We start from the raw sequence: 15109 nt of genomic DNA on the forward strand, positions 1-15109 counted from the left end.
GACTCCTGACGCCTCACAGCGCCTGGAGTCCCTGGATCACCTCACGGAGGATGCGTTCCTCGGGCAGCTGGGCGACCGTGGCCTGCGGCCGCGCGCTGATCAGTCCCTGGTCGCGCAGGTCGCCCAGCAGGATGCGTACGACGTTCAGCGACAGGCCGAGCTCCGAGGCCAGGTCGGCCACGGAAAGGGGGACCCGGCACAGCTGCAGGATCCGCCAGTGCTCGGGGGCCAGCCCGGAGATCCCGCTGTACGCCGCGGGAGCCGTCCTGATGATGGACATCAGGTCGAAGTCCGGCCCGCTCGGGCGCGTACGGCCGCGGGTGAGCGTGTAGGGGCGCAGCAGCGGCCCGTCCTCGTGCTCGGTCACGAGTCCTCCTGTGCGCGTTGCCAGCCCGCCTGGAAGGAGGAGAACAGGTCGCCCCGCTCCTCCTTGAGCTGCGGCGCCAGGTTGGCCTGCCGCACCCGGCGGGGCAGGGAGTCCTGGGCGCCGCCGATCGGCGGCGTGAGGGCCAGGGCTGGGGGCGAAGCCTCCGGCTGGGCGAGGCGCTCGACCGCCGGTTCCCTCGTCTCGTTCTCCACCACGATCTCCTGCGGGAGCAGGAGCACGGCGCTCGTCCCGCCGTACGGCGAAGTGCGCAGGGAGACGCGGATGTTGTGCCGCCGGGCCAGCAGCCCGACGACGAACAGCCCGAGCCTGTCGCTGTCGGCCAGGTCGAACTCCGGCGGGTCGGCGAGCCGCGCGTTGAGGTGCGCCAGCTCCTCCGGGGGGATGCCGAGCCCGCGGTCCTCGACCTCGATGGCGAAGCCCCGGGCGACCATCTCCCCCCTGACCTGCACGCGGGTCTGCGGCGGGGAGAAGACCGTGGCGTTCTCGATCAGCTCGGCGAGCAGGTGGACGACGTCGGTGACGCTGCTGCCCGCGAGCGAGTACCCGTGCGGCATGTTCACGTCCACCCGCAGGTAGTCCTCCACCTCCTCGGTGGCGGCGCGGGCCACGTCGTACAGCCGGACCGGGTTGCGCCAGCCGCGGCCGGGCACGGCGCCGGACAGGATGATCAGGCCCTCCGCGTGGCGGCGCATGCGGGTGGTGAGGTGGTCGACGCCGAACAGCCGTTCCAGCAGGTCGGGGTCGGTGATCTCCTTCTCCAGGCCGTCCAGCATGCCGAGCTGGCGCTGCAGCAGCGACTGGCTGCGCCGGGCCAGGTTCAGGAAGACCTTGTTGACGCCCTTGCGCAGCTCGGCCTGGCCGACGGCCGCCTCGATCGCGGTGTGCTGCACCGAGGTGAAGGCGCGGCCGACGTTCTCGATCTCGACGGTGTCGCTGGCCTGGGCCATCGGCGGCGTCTCGGCCGCCACGTCGACGTCCTCGCCGCGCCGCAGCCGCCGTACGAGGTCGGGCAGCCGCCGCCCGGCCAGGTCGGCCGCGGCCCGGTGCAGGACGCTCAGCTCGCCGGTCACCGTACGGGCGAACCGGAAGGAGATGAACGCGGTCGCGAGAACGGCCGCGAGGCCGAGCCCGCCGACGATGCCGATGTCCCAGAGCACGCTCTGCGCCAGCGGCACGGCGCGCGCGGCGGTGGCGTCGGCGGCCACGTTGGTCGTCTCGGTGAGCTGGCGGGTCAGGGCCTGGGCCGTCGTCGGCCATGCGATCGCCTCCGGCGGGAGCGGCTGGCCCGGCCGCACCCTGGCGATCACGTCGTCCTCCAGGGAGACGAACGACGTGTAGATCGGGGTGGAGTTCAGCGTGCCGTACTGCTTGAGCAGGCCGGCGTCGAGCTGGCTCGTGCCGAGCTGGTAGAGCAGGCGGCGCTTGCCGACCATTCCGGAGAAGGCGTCCCGCTCGTCCTGCGTCATCCGCCCGGACGCCTGCGCGCCCAGCACGAGGGCGGACTGCTGGCTCACCAGCTCGCGGCTGCGGGTGATCAGGATGAGCGCCTTGGTCTGCTCGATGATGTCGATGTCCGGGGAGATCATCAGCCGGTCGTAGACCTGGTGGGCGGTCTCGACGACCGAGCTGTACTCCTCGATCACGTCGAGGCGGGTGAGCCGCTGGTCGTCGACCTGGCCGCGCAGGACGTCGAGCCGGTCCATCTGCCGGATCAGGTCCTGGACCCGGTCCCACATGGCGGAAGGCGTCTCGTCCCGGGCCTGCTCCGACAGACGGGTCAGCAGGACCGCGGTGGCGTCGGTCTTGCGGCGCTGCCCCTGAAGGTCGGTGCGCAGCGTCGAGGTGCGCCAGGCGAGGTAGCTCACCGACACGAACCGCTCGCTCTGCAGCTCGTTGATGGCCTCACTGACGGGATAGACGATGTTGTCGTAGACCTTCTGGATGCGCAGGAGCTGCTGCCCCTGCTCGATGGTCAGCTTGGCGGCGAACCCCCAGATCACCACCAGGGCGGTCAAAGGCACCAGCAGGATCGCGAATATCTTGAAGCGGATGGACCGTTTCCGACCAGCCATCAGACCTGCCCGTCGGTTACACATGTGTTAACAGTGGCGAAACCCTAGCAATCCGTGAGCCTCTGGTACCAGGGATCGTTCCTAACGACTTGGGCCACAGCCCCATATCAGGACAGTCTCGACGTTACGGAGAAAAGCTCTTGCTGCTTTCTGTCTAGTTGTCAGACAATCCTTCCATGAACTCCAGATCGGGCCCGCTCGCGGTGGTCGCGGCGGCCGTCCTGTGGGGCACCGCGGGCACCGTGGGCACCCTCGCCTCCGCCGGCTCCGTCTCGCTGGCCGCGGCCCGCCTCGTGCTCGGCGGGGCCCTGCTGGGCGCGTTGGCGCTGGTCACGCACCGACGCACCCCCATCGGGAACGTTCCGACGCGCTGGCCGCTGGTCCTGGGAGCCGCCGCGGTCGCGGCCTACCAGCTGTGCTTCTTCGCCGCGGTCGGCAGGACGGGCGTGGCGATCGGCACGGTGGTGGCCATCGGCAGCGGGCCGGTCTTCACCGGGCTCCTGTCCTGGATCGTCGGACACGAGCGGCCGAGCGGGCGCTGGGCACTCGCCACGGCCGCCGCCGTCGCCGGATGCGCGGTGCTCGTCACCGGCGGGAGGGGAACGGGTGGCGTGGACGCGGGAGGCGTCGCGCTCGCCCTCCTCGGCGGGCTCCTGTACGCCTTCTACGCGGTCGTCGCGGCCCGGGCCATCGGCAGGGGCATGGAGTCGGGGATCGTCATGGGCGTTCTGTTCGGCGGCGCGGCCGTGCTCATGCTGCCGGTCCTCGCACTGACCGGACCGGCCTGGCTCGCGCGCCCGGGCGGCCTGCTGACCGCGCTCTACCTCGGCTGCGCCACCACGGGCCTGGCCTATCTCCTGTACGGCCGGGGACTGCGCACGACCCCCGTCGCCACGGCGGCCACGCTCGCGCTGGCCGAGCCGGCCGTCGCGGCCGTGCTGGGCGTCGTGGCGCTGCGCGAGCACCTGTCCCCCGTCTCGTGGGCCGGTCTGGTGCTGCTCGCCCTGGGGCTGGTCGTGGTGGCGCTGCCCGCCAGGGCGCGGGGCCCGGAAGCCGTCGCACCCGGCACGGAACGGGCGGCGGCGGGAAGTCGCCAGTAGGCTCGGCCCCGTGACCACCCTGAGGCCCGTCTCCACCGTCGAGGCGCTCGCCGCCGCGCTGCGCGAGCGGGTGCTGTCCGGGGACATCGAGCCGGGGGCCGCGCTGCCCGAGCAGGAGCTGTCCGCCCGGTACGGCGTGGCCCGCCCCACCGTGCGTGAGGCGCTGGCGCTGCTCGTGCACGAGGGACTGCTGCGGCGCGAGCGCAACCGCAGCGCGTACGTCCCGGTGATCACCCCCGCCGACCTGGCCGACCTCATGTACGTGCGCGCGCCGCTGGAGGAACTGATGGCACAGGCCGTCGCGGGGCGCCGGGTGACGGCGGCGGAGGAGGCGCTGGACCGCCTGTCCGGCCTGCCGCCGGGCGCGCCCTGGGCGGCCGTGGTGGCCGAGCACATGGCGCTGCACGAGGCGCTCGTCGCCGCCGCCGGTAGCCCCCGTTTGGAGCGCCTATACGCCACGCTCGCGGCCGAGACGCGGCTCGGACTGGTCGGGCTGAGGCACGCGTACGAGGATCCCCACGAGCTCGCGGCCGAGCACGCCGCGCTGCTGCGCGTCATCGCCGAGGGACCGGCGGACGCGGCCGTCCAGGCGGTGCGCGAGCACCTGCGATGGCGGCACGCCTGAGCCCGGAGGAGGTCCGGGCGATTCCTCCTGCGCGTTATCTCCCGGGGGCGGATTTCCTCGCACGGTTTCCCTTGGTCGCGGATTCTCTTGCACCGTGCCGCTCCAAGTCGTCACAATCGCGCCCATGCACGGCAACCCAGTGCCGGACACCTATGTGTACGTCACCGAAGAAGGCGTGACACGTCACTACGCCGACGGCAGCGTCGAGGCCCTCGCTTGGGAGGACGTGGTCGAGGTCCGCGTCGGCGGCCTTGGCGACCAGGATCCGCCCGGCCAGCCGGAGGACGTGTTCATCGTCCTGCTGGACCGTGAGGGCGAGGGCTGCGTGGTCCCGCACTCGGCGACCGACGCGAGCTTCCTGGCCCGGTTGCGTTACCTGCCGGACTTCGACCTCGACCGGCTGAGCACCGCGGTCGAGAGCGCGCGCTCGGACTACGTCGTCGTGTGGCGCAGCCCGGAGCCGCCGTCCCCGTTACCCGACCTCGAATACGACTAGAGGCCGGAAGCGCCGGGCCGGGCCCCACTCCTGAGCGCCTACGAATAAGACTCCGAATCTAGTTCGGCCTGCTGGCGGGGGATGTCCGGGCTTTACGGGCTGACGCGGGCGGCGCGCACGACACGGACGGAAATCCCCCGGCAGGCGCTCCGGCCCTCATCCGGCCCACCGGGAGGCGCCGCATGCGGCGGATCCGTATCGGCCCCCTGTCACGGCTCTCGGCGGGGCGCCGTGGAGGCTCGCATGGCCGGGCACGCGTACTCCACCTGCGTCTACTCTCGCCCCGGCTGCCCCGGTCGGTGGCACCCCCCGCACGAGGAGTGCATTTCGGCAGGTTACGGAGGTGCATACTTCGGGTGACATTTCCTCAAGCCCATCGAAGACGGCATCATTGGACCGTTCCGTCAAGCCATTTCGATAGTGTCAGGACGGCCGAATGTGGACATGAGCCGTCGTTCCGTCGGCGTAGATCGCTCTTTAATATCAAAGTCGGATAGCGGGCGATGAAGCGTATGTGCTTCAGGTCAACCTGTGTGGCGGAACAGGCGTCATGTCTGCAGAGTCCGGCGACTAGGGGCGTGATAGATGGAGACGCGGTTGGGGTCGACCCCGACGCGAACTGTCACCACGCACGTTGAACAGCGGAGATACGCCAGCATGGCGACGGCGGCCTACTTCAGGCTGCTGATGGCCGGCGACCTGGTGTGTTCGATCTCCGCGTTCGGCGTGGTGGAGGGGACACGGCTCGCGCTCGGCGCGTTCATACCCGTGGTGGACCTGATCTTCGGCATCACCTTGACCATCATCTGGCCCGGTGTCATGAGCTTGGTCGGCAGCTACCGCAGGAGTGCTCACGGGGAGGGCACGGAGGAGTTCCGTGCGGTCACCCAAGGCGGCTTCGGACTGGTGGCGACCATCGCGATCGGCGCGTACGTCACGCAGACCACCGTCGCGAGAAGCTACGTCATGGCGATGGTGCCGCTCGCGACGTGCATCACGCTGGTCTTCCGGCACCGCATGCGCAAGCGCCTGCACCGGTCCCGCTCGCGTGGTGAGTACCTGCGGCGCGTCGTGGCGGTCGGGCACGGCGCGGCGGTCCTCGACCTGGTCATGCAGTTGCGGCGGCAGCCGTACCACGGGATGCGGGTCGTCGCCGCGTGCCTGCCGGGCCCGCAGGACCGCGGCATGCTGCTCGACGTCGACGACGTGCCCGTGCTCGGGGACTTCACCGACGTGGCGGCGGTCGTCGACGAGGTGTCCGCCGACGCGGTGGCCGTCCTGGCCTGTCCAGAACTGGACGGCGCCGCGCTGCGCCGCCTCGCGTGGGGCATCGAGTCGAGAGGCGCGGAGCTGTTCGTCGCCCCGGCGCTCATGGATGTCGCGGGTCCCCGGGTGAGCGTGCGGCCGGTCGCGGGGATGCCGCTGCTCCACGTGCGGCATCCCGACCTCGACGGCGCCCGCCAGCTCGTGAAGAGCGCGTTCGACAAGGTGGTCGCGGCGGTCGCGCTGGCGATCCTCGCGATGCCGATGCTCGCCATCGCCGTCGCGATCCGCCTGACGAGCCCCGGGCCCGCCTTCTTCAGGCAGACCAGGGTCGGCCGGCACGGGCGGGAGTTCGACATGCTCAAGTTCCGGACGATGGTCGTGGACGCCGAGAGGCTGCGCGACGTCCTCATTGACGAGAACGAGTCAGACGGCGTGCTGTTCAAAATTAGGAACGATCCAAGAATCACCCGTGTGGGGGCCGTCCTGCGCCGTCACTCGCTCGACGAACTCCCCCAGCTCCTCAACGTGCTGCGGGGGGAGATGTCCCTCGTCGGGCCCCGCCCGCCGCTGGCGTGCGAGGTCGAGCAGTACGCGGTGGACGTGCGCCGCCGCCTCGTCGTCAAGCCGGGCATGACGGGCCTGTGGCAGGTCAGCGGCAGGTCCGATCTGTCCTGGGACGAGTCGGTCCGGCTCGACCTGCGCTATGTGGAGAACTGGTCGTTGATGCTGGACCTGCAGGTGCTCTGGAAGACGTGGTCGGCGGTCACCCGCGGCGACGGGGCGTACTGAGGTGAAGGCCCTCGTCCTGGCCGGCGGCTCCGGAACCCGCCTGCGGCCCATCACGTACACGCAGGCCAAGCAACTGGTCCCCGTGGCGAACAAGCCGGTGCTCTTCTACGGCCTGGAGTCGATCGCGGCGGCCGGCATCCGTGAGGTCGGCATCGTCGTCGGCGACACGCACGCCGAGATCGAGGCGGCGGTGGGCGACGGTTCCCGGTTCGGCCTGCAGGCCACCTATCTCCGGCAGGAGGCGCCGCTCGGGCTGGCGCACGCCGTGCTGATCGCCCGCGACTACCTCGGCGACGACGACTTCGTCATGTACCTCGGCGACAACTTCGTGGTGGGCGGCATCGAGAGCCTGGTCGAGCGCTTCAGGACACGGCGGCCGAGCGCGCAGATCATGCTGACCCGGGTGTCCGATCCCCGCCAGTTCGGCGTCGCCGAGCTGGACGCCGACGGCCGGGTCGTCGCGCTCGTGGAGAAGCCGAGCGAGCCGAAGAGCGACCTCGCCCTGGTCGGCGTCTACCTGTTCACTCCGGCGGTGCACGAGGCGGTGGCGGACCTCAAACCGTCCTGGCGGGGGGAACTCGAGATCACCGACGCGATCCAGTGGCTCATCGACGCCGGCCACGACGTGGAGCCGTCGATCATCTCGGGCTACTGGAAGGACACCGGGAACGTCACCGACATGCTCGAGGTGAACCGGCTCGTGCTGGAGTCGGCGGAGCCCCGGGTCGACGGCGACGTGGAGGACTGCGAGCTCATCGGGCGGGTCGTGGTGGAAGCAGGGGCGTCGGTGCGCGGCTCCCGCATCGTCGGCCCGGTCGTGGTCGGCTCGGGGACGGTCATCAGCGGCTCCTACATCGGGCCGTTCACCTCGATCGGCGCCGACTGCCGCATCGAGGGGAGCGAGGTCGAGTACTCGATCGTGCTGTCGCGCGCCTCCATCAAGGGAGTGCGCAGGATCGAGGCCTCGCTGATCGGGCACGACGTCGAAGTCACCCCCGCGCCGCACGCGCCCCGCGCCCACCGTCTCGTGCTGGGCGACCACAGCAAGGTGCAGATCATCTCATGAGCGGACACACCGGGGGCGGGGGCGCGCCAGGACGCGCGCTCCCCGCCCGCAGGCCGTCAGGTGTGGCAGGGGAGCGCCCCGACGGTGGACGTGACGCGGTAGTCGTCGTCGACGGTGACGAGCGTGTTGCCCGACCAGTCGATCGACGAGCAGTCGGCCTCCACCGGTCCGTACACCCAGGAGCGGTTGACGAGCCGGTTGTTCCGCACGACCACTCTGCCGTGCGCGTTCTTGACCTGGATGCTGTACGTGCCGCCCATGACGAGGTTGTCGGTGAGCGTCACGTCGACCACGCGCGGGTCGGTGATGAAGATCGGCGCGGTGATGTCCCTGGCGTCGCGCTGGTCGACCGTGTTGTGCTGGAAGACCAGCCCCTTGCCGGCCATGTACGTCTGGATGCCGTCGGAGTGGTCGCCGGGGTTCGAGCACAGGTGGACGTAGGAGTCCCGGATGGTGACGTCGTCACCCGAGACCCGGAAACCGTCCCCGTGCCCGCGGACCAGCACGCGCGTGGCGGTGTAGTGCGACTCGCCCACGCCCGGAGTGCTGACGCAGCCGCTCGCCGGGCCCACGGTGGAGTCGCTGATCGTGAACGAGTACTGCCGGGTGCCCCGCTCGTTGATGACCGTGCCGTCGATCTGGCTGTTGCGCACGGTGACGCCATCGGCGTTGATCACCAGGTCGCCGGTGATGTGCACGCCGTCGATGACCGTCCCCGGTGTGGTGACCTGGTAGTCGTTGCCGCCGAGGTTCGCCGCCTTCCGCAGCGGGCTGACCGAGCGGGGGGCGCCGGTGCACGCGGGGGTCGGGTAGCCGCCGGGGCAGGCGGATCCCGCGGGTGCGGTCGGCGGGGGCGCCGGGCTCTGCGCCGGGCTCTGCGCCGGGACCGAGGGGCTGCGCGACGGGCTCCGGGTGGGCCGGCCGCCGGTCGGCTCTCCGCCGGGTGTGCGAGACGGCTCCCGGGACGGGCTCACGACCGTGGTCGGCTCCTCGGACGGCCGCGCGGACGGCACGACGGAGGGCTCGGCCGACGGCTCCGCGGACGGCTCGACGACCGGGGGAACGGAGGGGCCCGGCGTCGGCTCGAAGGAGAGCGGCGCCGAGGGCTCGATCGTGACCTCCCCGGAGGGGTTCGGCGAGACCCGCGAGACCGACGGCCAGGGCCTCGGCGTGTACGTGACGACGTCGCGCGACCGGGTCGCCGAGGGGACCGGGCGCACGGACGGAGCGGGCTCCCTGTCCAGCCAGCGATAGATGGGGCCGACGTAGTACGTGTAGTTCTTCGGGTTCCACCGGTGGGGGAAGCGGCTCGGGCCGTAGGTGTAGACCCCCACGTGGCGGGCGGCCGTGCTGAGCGGCCCCGATCGCAGTGCCCCGGCCGACGGCCGGCCCGCGTACGTGCCGTGCTCGCTGTGGTAGGAGACGGTGTAGACCTTCCCGCCCACGACCGGCACCGCACTGTCGAAGCGGGCCTCCTGCCAGCCGGAGCGGCTCTCGTCACGGAAGGTCACCGTGGCGAGGCGCGTCCCCGCGGAGTCCCAGAGGCTGCCCGTGTGGCTGCCCTTCTCACCGGGCGCCTTGTAGAAGCGCACGCCGCTCACCCAGCCGTCCTGGGCGGCGGTGAAGCGGGTGCCGAGTTCGACGGGGCTCCGGTCCCTGTGGACGGGCGGGCTGAGCCGGTCGTCCCTGGACCAGAAGCCGACCTCCTTGGCCTGCAGCGTGACCCGCGGCTCGGGGGCGGCGACCGGGCCCGGGTTCGCGGTGTGCCGCGTCACGACGGCCGCCACCGGGATCGCGGCGGCGACGAGCGCGGTCGCGATCAGCAGCGCCGGACGCGGGCGCGGCAGATACCGAGAGGTGCGGGCGGACCTGGGGTTCGCTCCGTGGCGTGGGTGTTTGTTGGGGGCCATATCTCCGACCTCCGCGCCGAGGCGCTCAGTTCGTCATTTTGTCCTTGCCGATCCACTGCCGGGGGCTATTGTGACGCCTGAGACGACGAGTGCGCATGAATTTGGCCAAATTACGTCTTTCACTCACTCGGGCTCGGCCTTCAGGTCGCCCGTTTCCTTACTGAAATACGATGCGGTCCTCCCCTATTGCTTTTTTAGGTGCAAAACCATCCACATCTGGAGATTCCTGACGTGAGGCTATTGATCACTGGTGGCGCCGGTTTCATCGGCTCCCAGTACGTCCGCACCGTGCTCACCGGCGGATATCCCGCCTTCGCCGGAGCGCGGGTCACGGTGCTGGACCGGCTGACCTACGCGGGCAATCTCGCCAACCTCGCTCCCGTCGAGGGTGGTTACGACTTCGTCCACGGGGACGTCTGCGACGCGGCCCTGCTCCGCGAGGTGGTTCCCGGTCACGACGTAGTGATCAATTTCGCGGCCGAATCCCACGTCGACCGTTCGATCGAAGGCGCGGCCGACTTCGTGCGCACCAACGTCCTCGGCGTGCAGACCCTCCTCGACGCCTGCCTCACCTCGGGCGTCGGGAAGGTCGTGCAGGTGTCCACCGACGAGGTCTACGGCTCGATCGACGCGGGCTCCTGGGACGAGAGCGCGCCGCCGGCCCCGCGTTCGCCGTACTCGGCCGCGAAGGCCGGTGGCGACATGCTGGCCAGGGCGTACGCGATCACCCACGGGCTCCCGGTGTCGATCACCAGGTGCGGCAACAACTACGGGCCGTACCAATACCCCGAGAAGGTCGTTCCGCTGTTCGTCACCAACCTCATCGAGGGCCGCCGAGTCCCGCTCTACGGCGACGGGGGAAACGTCCGCGACTGGGTCCACGTAGCGGATCATTGCCGGGGTATCCAGCGCGTCGCCGAGGTGGGGGAGCCCGGCGAGGTCTACCACATCGCCGGGACCGCGGAACTGTCCAACCTGGAGCTCACCGAGCGGCTGCTCGCCGCGTTCGGCGCGGGCTGGGACCGGGTTGAACGCGTGGCCGACCGGAAGGGGCACGACCGGCGCTACTCGCTCGACGACCGGAGGCTGCGCGCCCTCGGCTACGCCCCCGAGATCTCCTTCGAGGAGGGTCTGGCCGGCACCGTGCGCTGGTACGTCGACAACCCCCAGTGGTGGAAGCCGTTGCGGGCGCGCGCATGAGGTGGATGGTGACGGGTGCCAAGGGCATGCTCGGCGTGGATCTCATGGAGGCGCTGACCGGTGCGGACGCCACCGGTTTCGGCCGCGACCTCGACATCACGGACGGCGGGGCCGTGGGGGACGCCCTGGACGACCTCGCTCCCGGCGTCGTGGTGAACTGCGCCGCCTGGACCGACGTCGACGGCGCCGAGACCCGCCCGGACGAGGCCATGGAGGTCAACGGCCGCGCCGTCGAGGGGCTCGCACTGGCCTGCGTCAAGCGCGGGGTGCGCCTCATCCACATCTCCACCGACTACGTCTTCGACGGCATGGGCCGCGAACCGTACGGCGAGGACGACGACCCGGTGCGCCCGGTCAACGCGTACGGGCGGTCGAAGCTGACCGGGGAGCGGGCCGCGCTGGAGCACGGCCACACGGTCGTCCGTACGGCCTGGCTCTACGGCGCCCGTGGCCGCAACTTCCCGGCCACGATCATCCGCCTGGCGGCCGAGCGGGAGACCGTGTCGGTGGTGACCGACCAGGTGGGCCAGCCGACCTGGTCCGCGGACCTGGCCGCCCGCCTGGTCGAGCTGGGCCGTTCCGGCGCGCCGGGCGGCGTCTACCACGGCACCAACGCGGGGCGGACGACCTGGTACGAGTTCGCCCGTGAGATCTTCACGCTGCTCGGCGCGGACCCCGGCCGGGTCGTCCCGACCACGTCCGCCGCCTTCGCCCGCCCCGCCCCGCGACCGGCCTGGAGCGTGCTGGGGCACGGCCGATGGGCGCGGGCGGACCTGCCGCCGATGCGGCACTGGCGCGAGGCCCTGCAGGCGGCGTGGCCCTACCTGAGCGTGTCGTAGAAGGCGAGGCAAGCGTCATGATCCGGCAGCAGTCCCGCCTCGCGCGCCTCCTTGAGAGAGGGAGCGGCGGCGTCCTTGTCCGACAGGATCGGCTCCACGTGCGAGGGCCACTCGATACCCAGATCGGGATCGAGCGGGTGCACGCCGTGTTCGCGCCCCGGCGCGTACGGCTGGGAGCAGAGGTAGACGACGGTGGCCTGCTCGCTCAACGTGAGGAAGCCGTGGCCCAGCCCCTCGGCGATGTAGAGACCGCGCCGGTCGGTGTCGTCGAGCAGCACGCTCTCCCAGGACCCGTACGTGGGAGAGCCCACTCTGAGGTCCACGACGACGTCGAGGACGCTCCCGGCGACGCAGGTGAGGTACTTGGCCTGCCCGGGCGGCACGTCGGCGAAATGGATCCCCCGCAGCGCCCCCTTCCGGGAGACGGTGCAGTTGACCTGTGCGAGGTCCAGTCCGTGTCCGGCGACCTCCCGCAGGTCGGCGGCCTTGAAGGCCTCGAGGAGCGCGCCGCGCTCGTCGGTGTGAATGCGGGGGGTGTGGCACCAGGCCCCGGCGATGCTGAGCCGATCCATGGTCGAAGCATCGCATACACGGCCGTAACTCGATCGGCTCATGACGACGATTACGTTCATGGCAACCAGCCGTGGGTCCCGCACGTCTTCGGACGGCAACCATGTGATGAGGGAGCATATTGATGACAAAGTGCCGGTTGTGCGGGTCCACGGCGCTCGCGAGCATCGTCGATCTCGGGGCGACACCCCCGTGTGAGCGGTTCCTTACGCGGGAACAGCTGGACGAGCCGGAAAACACCTATCCCCTGCATCTGCGTCTGTGCACGGACTGCTGGCTGGCCCAGATTCCTCCGCTCATCACGCCCGAGGAAACATTCACCGAATACGCGTACTTCTCGTCCTATTCGACGTCCTGGGTGGAGCACGCCCGCCGGTTCGTGGCCGGCGCCGCCGAGCGGCTGGGGCTGTCCGATGCCTCGTTCGTGGTCGAGGTGGCCAGCAACGACGGTTACCTGCTGCGCCACGTGGTCGAGCGCGGGATCCGGTGCCTCGGGATCGAACCGTCCGCCAACGTCGGCCAGGCGGCGAAGGACGCCGGAGTGCCGACCCTCACGGCCTTCCTCACGCCGGAGACCGGTGCCGCCGTACGGGACGAGCACGGCCCGGCCGATCTCGTCGTCGCCAACAACGTGTACGCCCACATTCCCGACGTCATCGGCTTCACCCAGGGGCTGCGGGCCCTGGTGGCCGACGACGGCTGGGTCTCGATCGAGGTGCAGCACCTGCTCACCCTTATCGAGGGCACGCAGTACGACACCATCTATCACGAGCACTTCCAGTACTACACCGTCGCCTCCGCGATGCGGGCCCTGGCGAGCGGCGGACTGGCCCTCGTGGACGTCGAGTCGCTGCCGACCCACGGCGGGTCGATCCGGCTGTGGGCCCGGCCGGTCGAGGCGGCGGGGGAGCCGGGCCCGCGAGTGACCGACCTGCTGGCCAGGGAGAAGGCCGCGGGCCTGCACGAGCTGTCCGGGTACGCCGAGTTCGCCGCCCGGGTCGCCCGAGTGCGGCGCGACCTGCTGGCCTTCCTCATCCGGGCCGCCGAGGAGGGCCGGACCGTCGTCGGCTACGGCGCGCCCGGCAAGGGGAACACGCTGCTCAACCACTGCGGCATCCGGCCGGACCTGCTGTCCTACACGGTGGACCGCAATCCGTACAAGCACGGCAGGTTCACTCCCGGCACCCGCATCCCCGTCCTGCCGCCGGAGCGCATCGAGCAGGACCGGCCCGACTACGTGCTCGTGCTCCCGTGGAACCTCCGTGCGGAGATCACCGAGCAGCTCGCCCACGTCCGTGACTGGGGAGGCCGCCTGGTCTTCCCCATCCCCCGATTGGAGGTGGTCTCGTGAAGGTCGTCCTTTTCTGCGGCGGATACGGCACCCGCATGCGCAACGGCACCGCCGGTGACGTCCCCAAGCCCATGCAGCTCGTCGGGCCGCGGCCGCTGATCTGGCACGTGATGCGCTACTACGCCCACTTCGGGCACACCGAGTTCATCCTCTGCCTCGGCTACGGGTCCCACCACATCAAGGACTTCTTCCTCAACTACCAGGAGACGACGTCCAACGATTTCGTCCTGCGGGCGGGCCGGGTCGAGCTGTTGTCGACCGACATCTCCGACTGGTCGATCTCGTTCGTCCAGACCGGCATCGACTCGCCCATCGGCGAGCGGCTGCGGCGGGTCAGGGACCACCTCGGCGGCGACGAGATGTTCCTCGCCAACTACGCCGACGTGCTGACCGACGCCCCGCTGCCCGAGATGATCGACCGGTTCGCCGCCTCCGACGCCGGGGCGCTGATGATGGTCGTCCCGCCGTCGGAGACCTTCCACTGCATCGAACTGGGCGAGTCGGGGACGGTCGGCGGCATCACGCCGGTCAGTCAGATGCCGTTGTGGGTCAACGGCGGCTACTTCGTGCTGCGGCAGGAGATCTTCGACCACATCCCGGAGGGCGGCGACCTGGTGGGCGACGGCTGCGCGGAGCTGGCCAAGCGGGGCCGCCTGCAGGCATACCCGTACCGCGGATACTGGCGGCCCACCGACACGGTCAAGGAACGGGTGGCTCTCGACGACGCGTACTCGCGCGGCGAGCGGCCGTGGGCGCTGTGGGAGCGGGCGTCGTGATCGGACTGGTTCCGGCCCTCCCACAGGGCCGCACGGCGCGGATCGCCGCGCTCGCCGCCCACTGCGACGACCTGCCCATCGGCGCCGGCGGGACCCTGCTGACCGTCTGCCGCGCCCGCCCCGGCATCCGGATCGACGCCCTCGTGCTGTCCGGCGGGGGCACCGTGCGGGAGGACGAGGAGCGAGCCGCCCTCGCCGCCTTCTGCCCCGGCGCCGACCTGCGGGTCACCGTGCTCAAGCTGCCCGACGGCCGGCTTCCCGCGCACTGGGACGAGGCCAAGGAGGCGGTCGAGGACCTGCGCGCGGCGGGCGACCCCGACCTGGTCGTCGGCCCGTGGCGGGGCGACGCCCACCAGGATCACCAGGGGCTGGCGCAGCTCGTCACCACGGCGTTCCGCGACCACCTCACCCTGGGCTACGAGATCGCCAAGTGGGACGGCGACCTCGGGCGGCCCTCGGCCTACCACCCCCTGTCTCCCGAGGTGGCCGAGGCCAAGGCGGACCTGCTGCTGGAGCACTACCCCTCGCAGCGGAACAAGCCCTGGTACGACCGGGAGGCCTTCCTCGGCCTGGCCCGCCTGCGCGGGATCGAGTGCCACACGCGCTACGCCGAGGCGTTCCACGTCACCAAACTCACCCTCGACCTTTCAGGAGAATGACC

14 protein-coding genes are annotated in these 15109 nt (G+C 70.8%); 10 read left to right on the forward strand and 4 right to left on the reverse strand.

Annotation, left to right across the window (positions count from 1 at the left end; all coding sequences use genetic code 11):
* Window positions 1-13 precede the first annotated feature (13 nt).
* The gene (locus tag QSK36_RS30980) at window positions 14-367 is read right to left on the reverse strand and encodes a DUF742 domain-containing protein (RefSeq protein WP_182898233.1); all 354 of its coding nucleotides are present in this window, start codon (window positions 365-367) and stop codon (window positions 14-16) included.
* Window positions 364-2460: a sensor histidine kinase gene (locus QSK36_RS30985; RefSeq protein ID WP_183544825.1), complete on the reverse strand. Its 2097-nt coding sequence runs from the start codon at window positions 2458-2460 to the stop codon at window positions 364-366. Before QSK36_RS30985 ends, QSK36_RS30980 begins: the two co-directional genes overlap by 4 nt.
* 176 nt (window positions 2461-2636) lie before the next feature.
* On the opposite strand from QSK36_RS30985, the gene QSK36_RS30990 reads away from it, so the two are divergent.
* From QSK36_RS30990 to QSK36_RS31010, 5 genes are all read left to right on the forward strand, one after another.
* Window positions 2637-3560, forward strand: a complete 924-nt coding sequence (locus QSK36_RS30990) for an EamA family transporter (RefSeq protein WP_285784818.1) — start codon at window positions 2637-2639, stop codon at window positions 3558-3560.
* A 10-nt stretch (window positions 3561-3570) separates the two neighbouring features.
* Window positions 3571-4185, forward strand: coding sequence for a GntR family transcriptional regulator (locus tag QSK36_RS30995; protein ID WP_139578994.1), 615 nt, complete (start codon window positions 3571-3573; stop codon window positions 4183-4185).
* Between the two features lie 124 nt (window positions 4186-4309).
* Window positions 4310-4681, forward strand: a complete 372-nt coding sequence (locus tag QSK36_RS31000) for a hypothetical protein (protein WP_139578993.1) — start codon at window positions 4310-4312, stop codon at window positions 4679-4681.
* Window positions 4682-5338: 657 nt separating this feature from the next.
* Window positions 5339-6736, forward strand: coding sequence for a sugar transferase (locus QSK36_RS31005; RefSeq protein WP_285784819.1), 1398 nt, complete (start codon window positions 5339-5341; stop codon window positions 6734-6736).
* A gap of 1 nt (window position 6737) precedes the next feature.
* On the forward strand, window positions 6738-7802 hold the full coding sequence (locus QSK36_RS31010) for a glucose-1-phosphate thymidylyltransferase (protein ID WP_182898238.1): 1065 nt from the start codon (window positions 6738-6740) through the stop codon (window positions 7800-7802).
* 56 nt (window positions 7803-7858) lie between these two features.
* On the opposite strand, the gene QSK36_RS31015 is transcribed toward QSK36_RS31010, so the two are convergent.
* Complete coding sequence (locus tag QSK36_RS31015; protein ID WP_285784820.1) at window positions 7859-9712, reverse strand: DUF4082 domain-containing protein; 1854 nt, start codon at window positions 9710-9712, stop codon at window positions 7859-7861.
* 231 nt (window positions 9713-9943) lie between these two features.
* Here QSK36_RS31015 and rfbB point away from each other — a divergent pair, with 231 nt between their 5' ends.
* Together rfbB and rfbD are read left to right on the forward strand one after the other, a co-directional pair.
* Window positions 9944-10912 (forward strand): dTDP-glucose 4,6-dehydratase, encoded by a 969-nt coding sequence (rfbB, locus tag QSK36_RS31020; protein ID WP_183544834.1) that lies wholly within the window; start codon window positions 9944-9946, stop codon window positions 10910-10912.
* Window positions 10909-11751 carry a dTDP-4-dehydrorhamnose reductase gene (gene rfbD / locus QSK36_RS31025; RefSeq protein ID WP_285784821.1) on the forward strand — a complete coding sequence of 281 codons (843 nt, stop codon included), beginning with the start codon at window positions 10909-10911 and terminating at the stop codon, window positions 11749-11751. The genes rfbB and rfbD overlap by 4 nt, the downstream gene beginning before the upstream one ends.
* Here the strand turns inward: rfbD and rfbC are convergent.
* Window positions 11733-12323, reverse strand: a complete 591-nt coding sequence (gene rfbC / locus QSK36_RS31030) for a dTDP-4-dehydrorhamnose 3,5-epimerase (RefSeq protein WP_285784822.1) — start codon at window positions 12321-12323, stop codon at window positions 11733-11735. The two genes, rfbD and rfbC, sit on opposite strands and share 19 nt — an antisense overlap.
* Window positions 12324-12445: 122 nt before the next feature.
* Here rfbC and QSK36_RS31035 point away from each other — a divergent pair, with 122 nt between their 5' ends.
* The 3 genes from QSK36_RS31035 to QSK36_RS31045 are packed head-to-tail and all read left to right on the forward strand — an operon-like array spanning window position 12446 to window position 15107.
* A complete protein-coding gene (locus tag QSK36_RS31035; protein WP_183544840.1) occupies window positions 12446-13672 on the forward strand; it encodes a class I SAM-dependent methyltransferase in 1227 nt (408 codons plus the stop codon).
* Window positions 13669-14448, forward strand: coding sequence for a sugar phosphate nucleotidyltransferase (locus QSK36_RS31040; protein ID WP_139578985.1), 780 nt, complete (start codon window positions 13669-13671; stop codon window positions 14446-14448). The genes QSK36_RS31035 and QSK36_RS31040 overlap by 4 nt, the downstream gene beginning before the upstream one ends.
* Window positions 14445-15107: a PIG-L deacetylase family protein gene (locus QSK36_RS31045; RefSeq protein WP_285784823.1), complete on the forward strand. Its 663-nt coding sequence runs from the start codon at window positions 14445-14447 to the stop codon at window positions 15105-15107. Before QSK36_RS31040 ends, QSK36_RS31045 begins: the two co-directional genes overlap by 4 nt.
* Window positions 15108-15109 lie beyond the last annotated feature (2 nt).

It is taken from the genome of Microbispora sp. NBRC 16548, assembly GCF_030268985.1.
Lineage (GTDB): Bacteria > Actinomycetota > Actinomycetes > Streptosporangiales > Streptosporangiaceae > Microbispora > Microbispora catharanthi.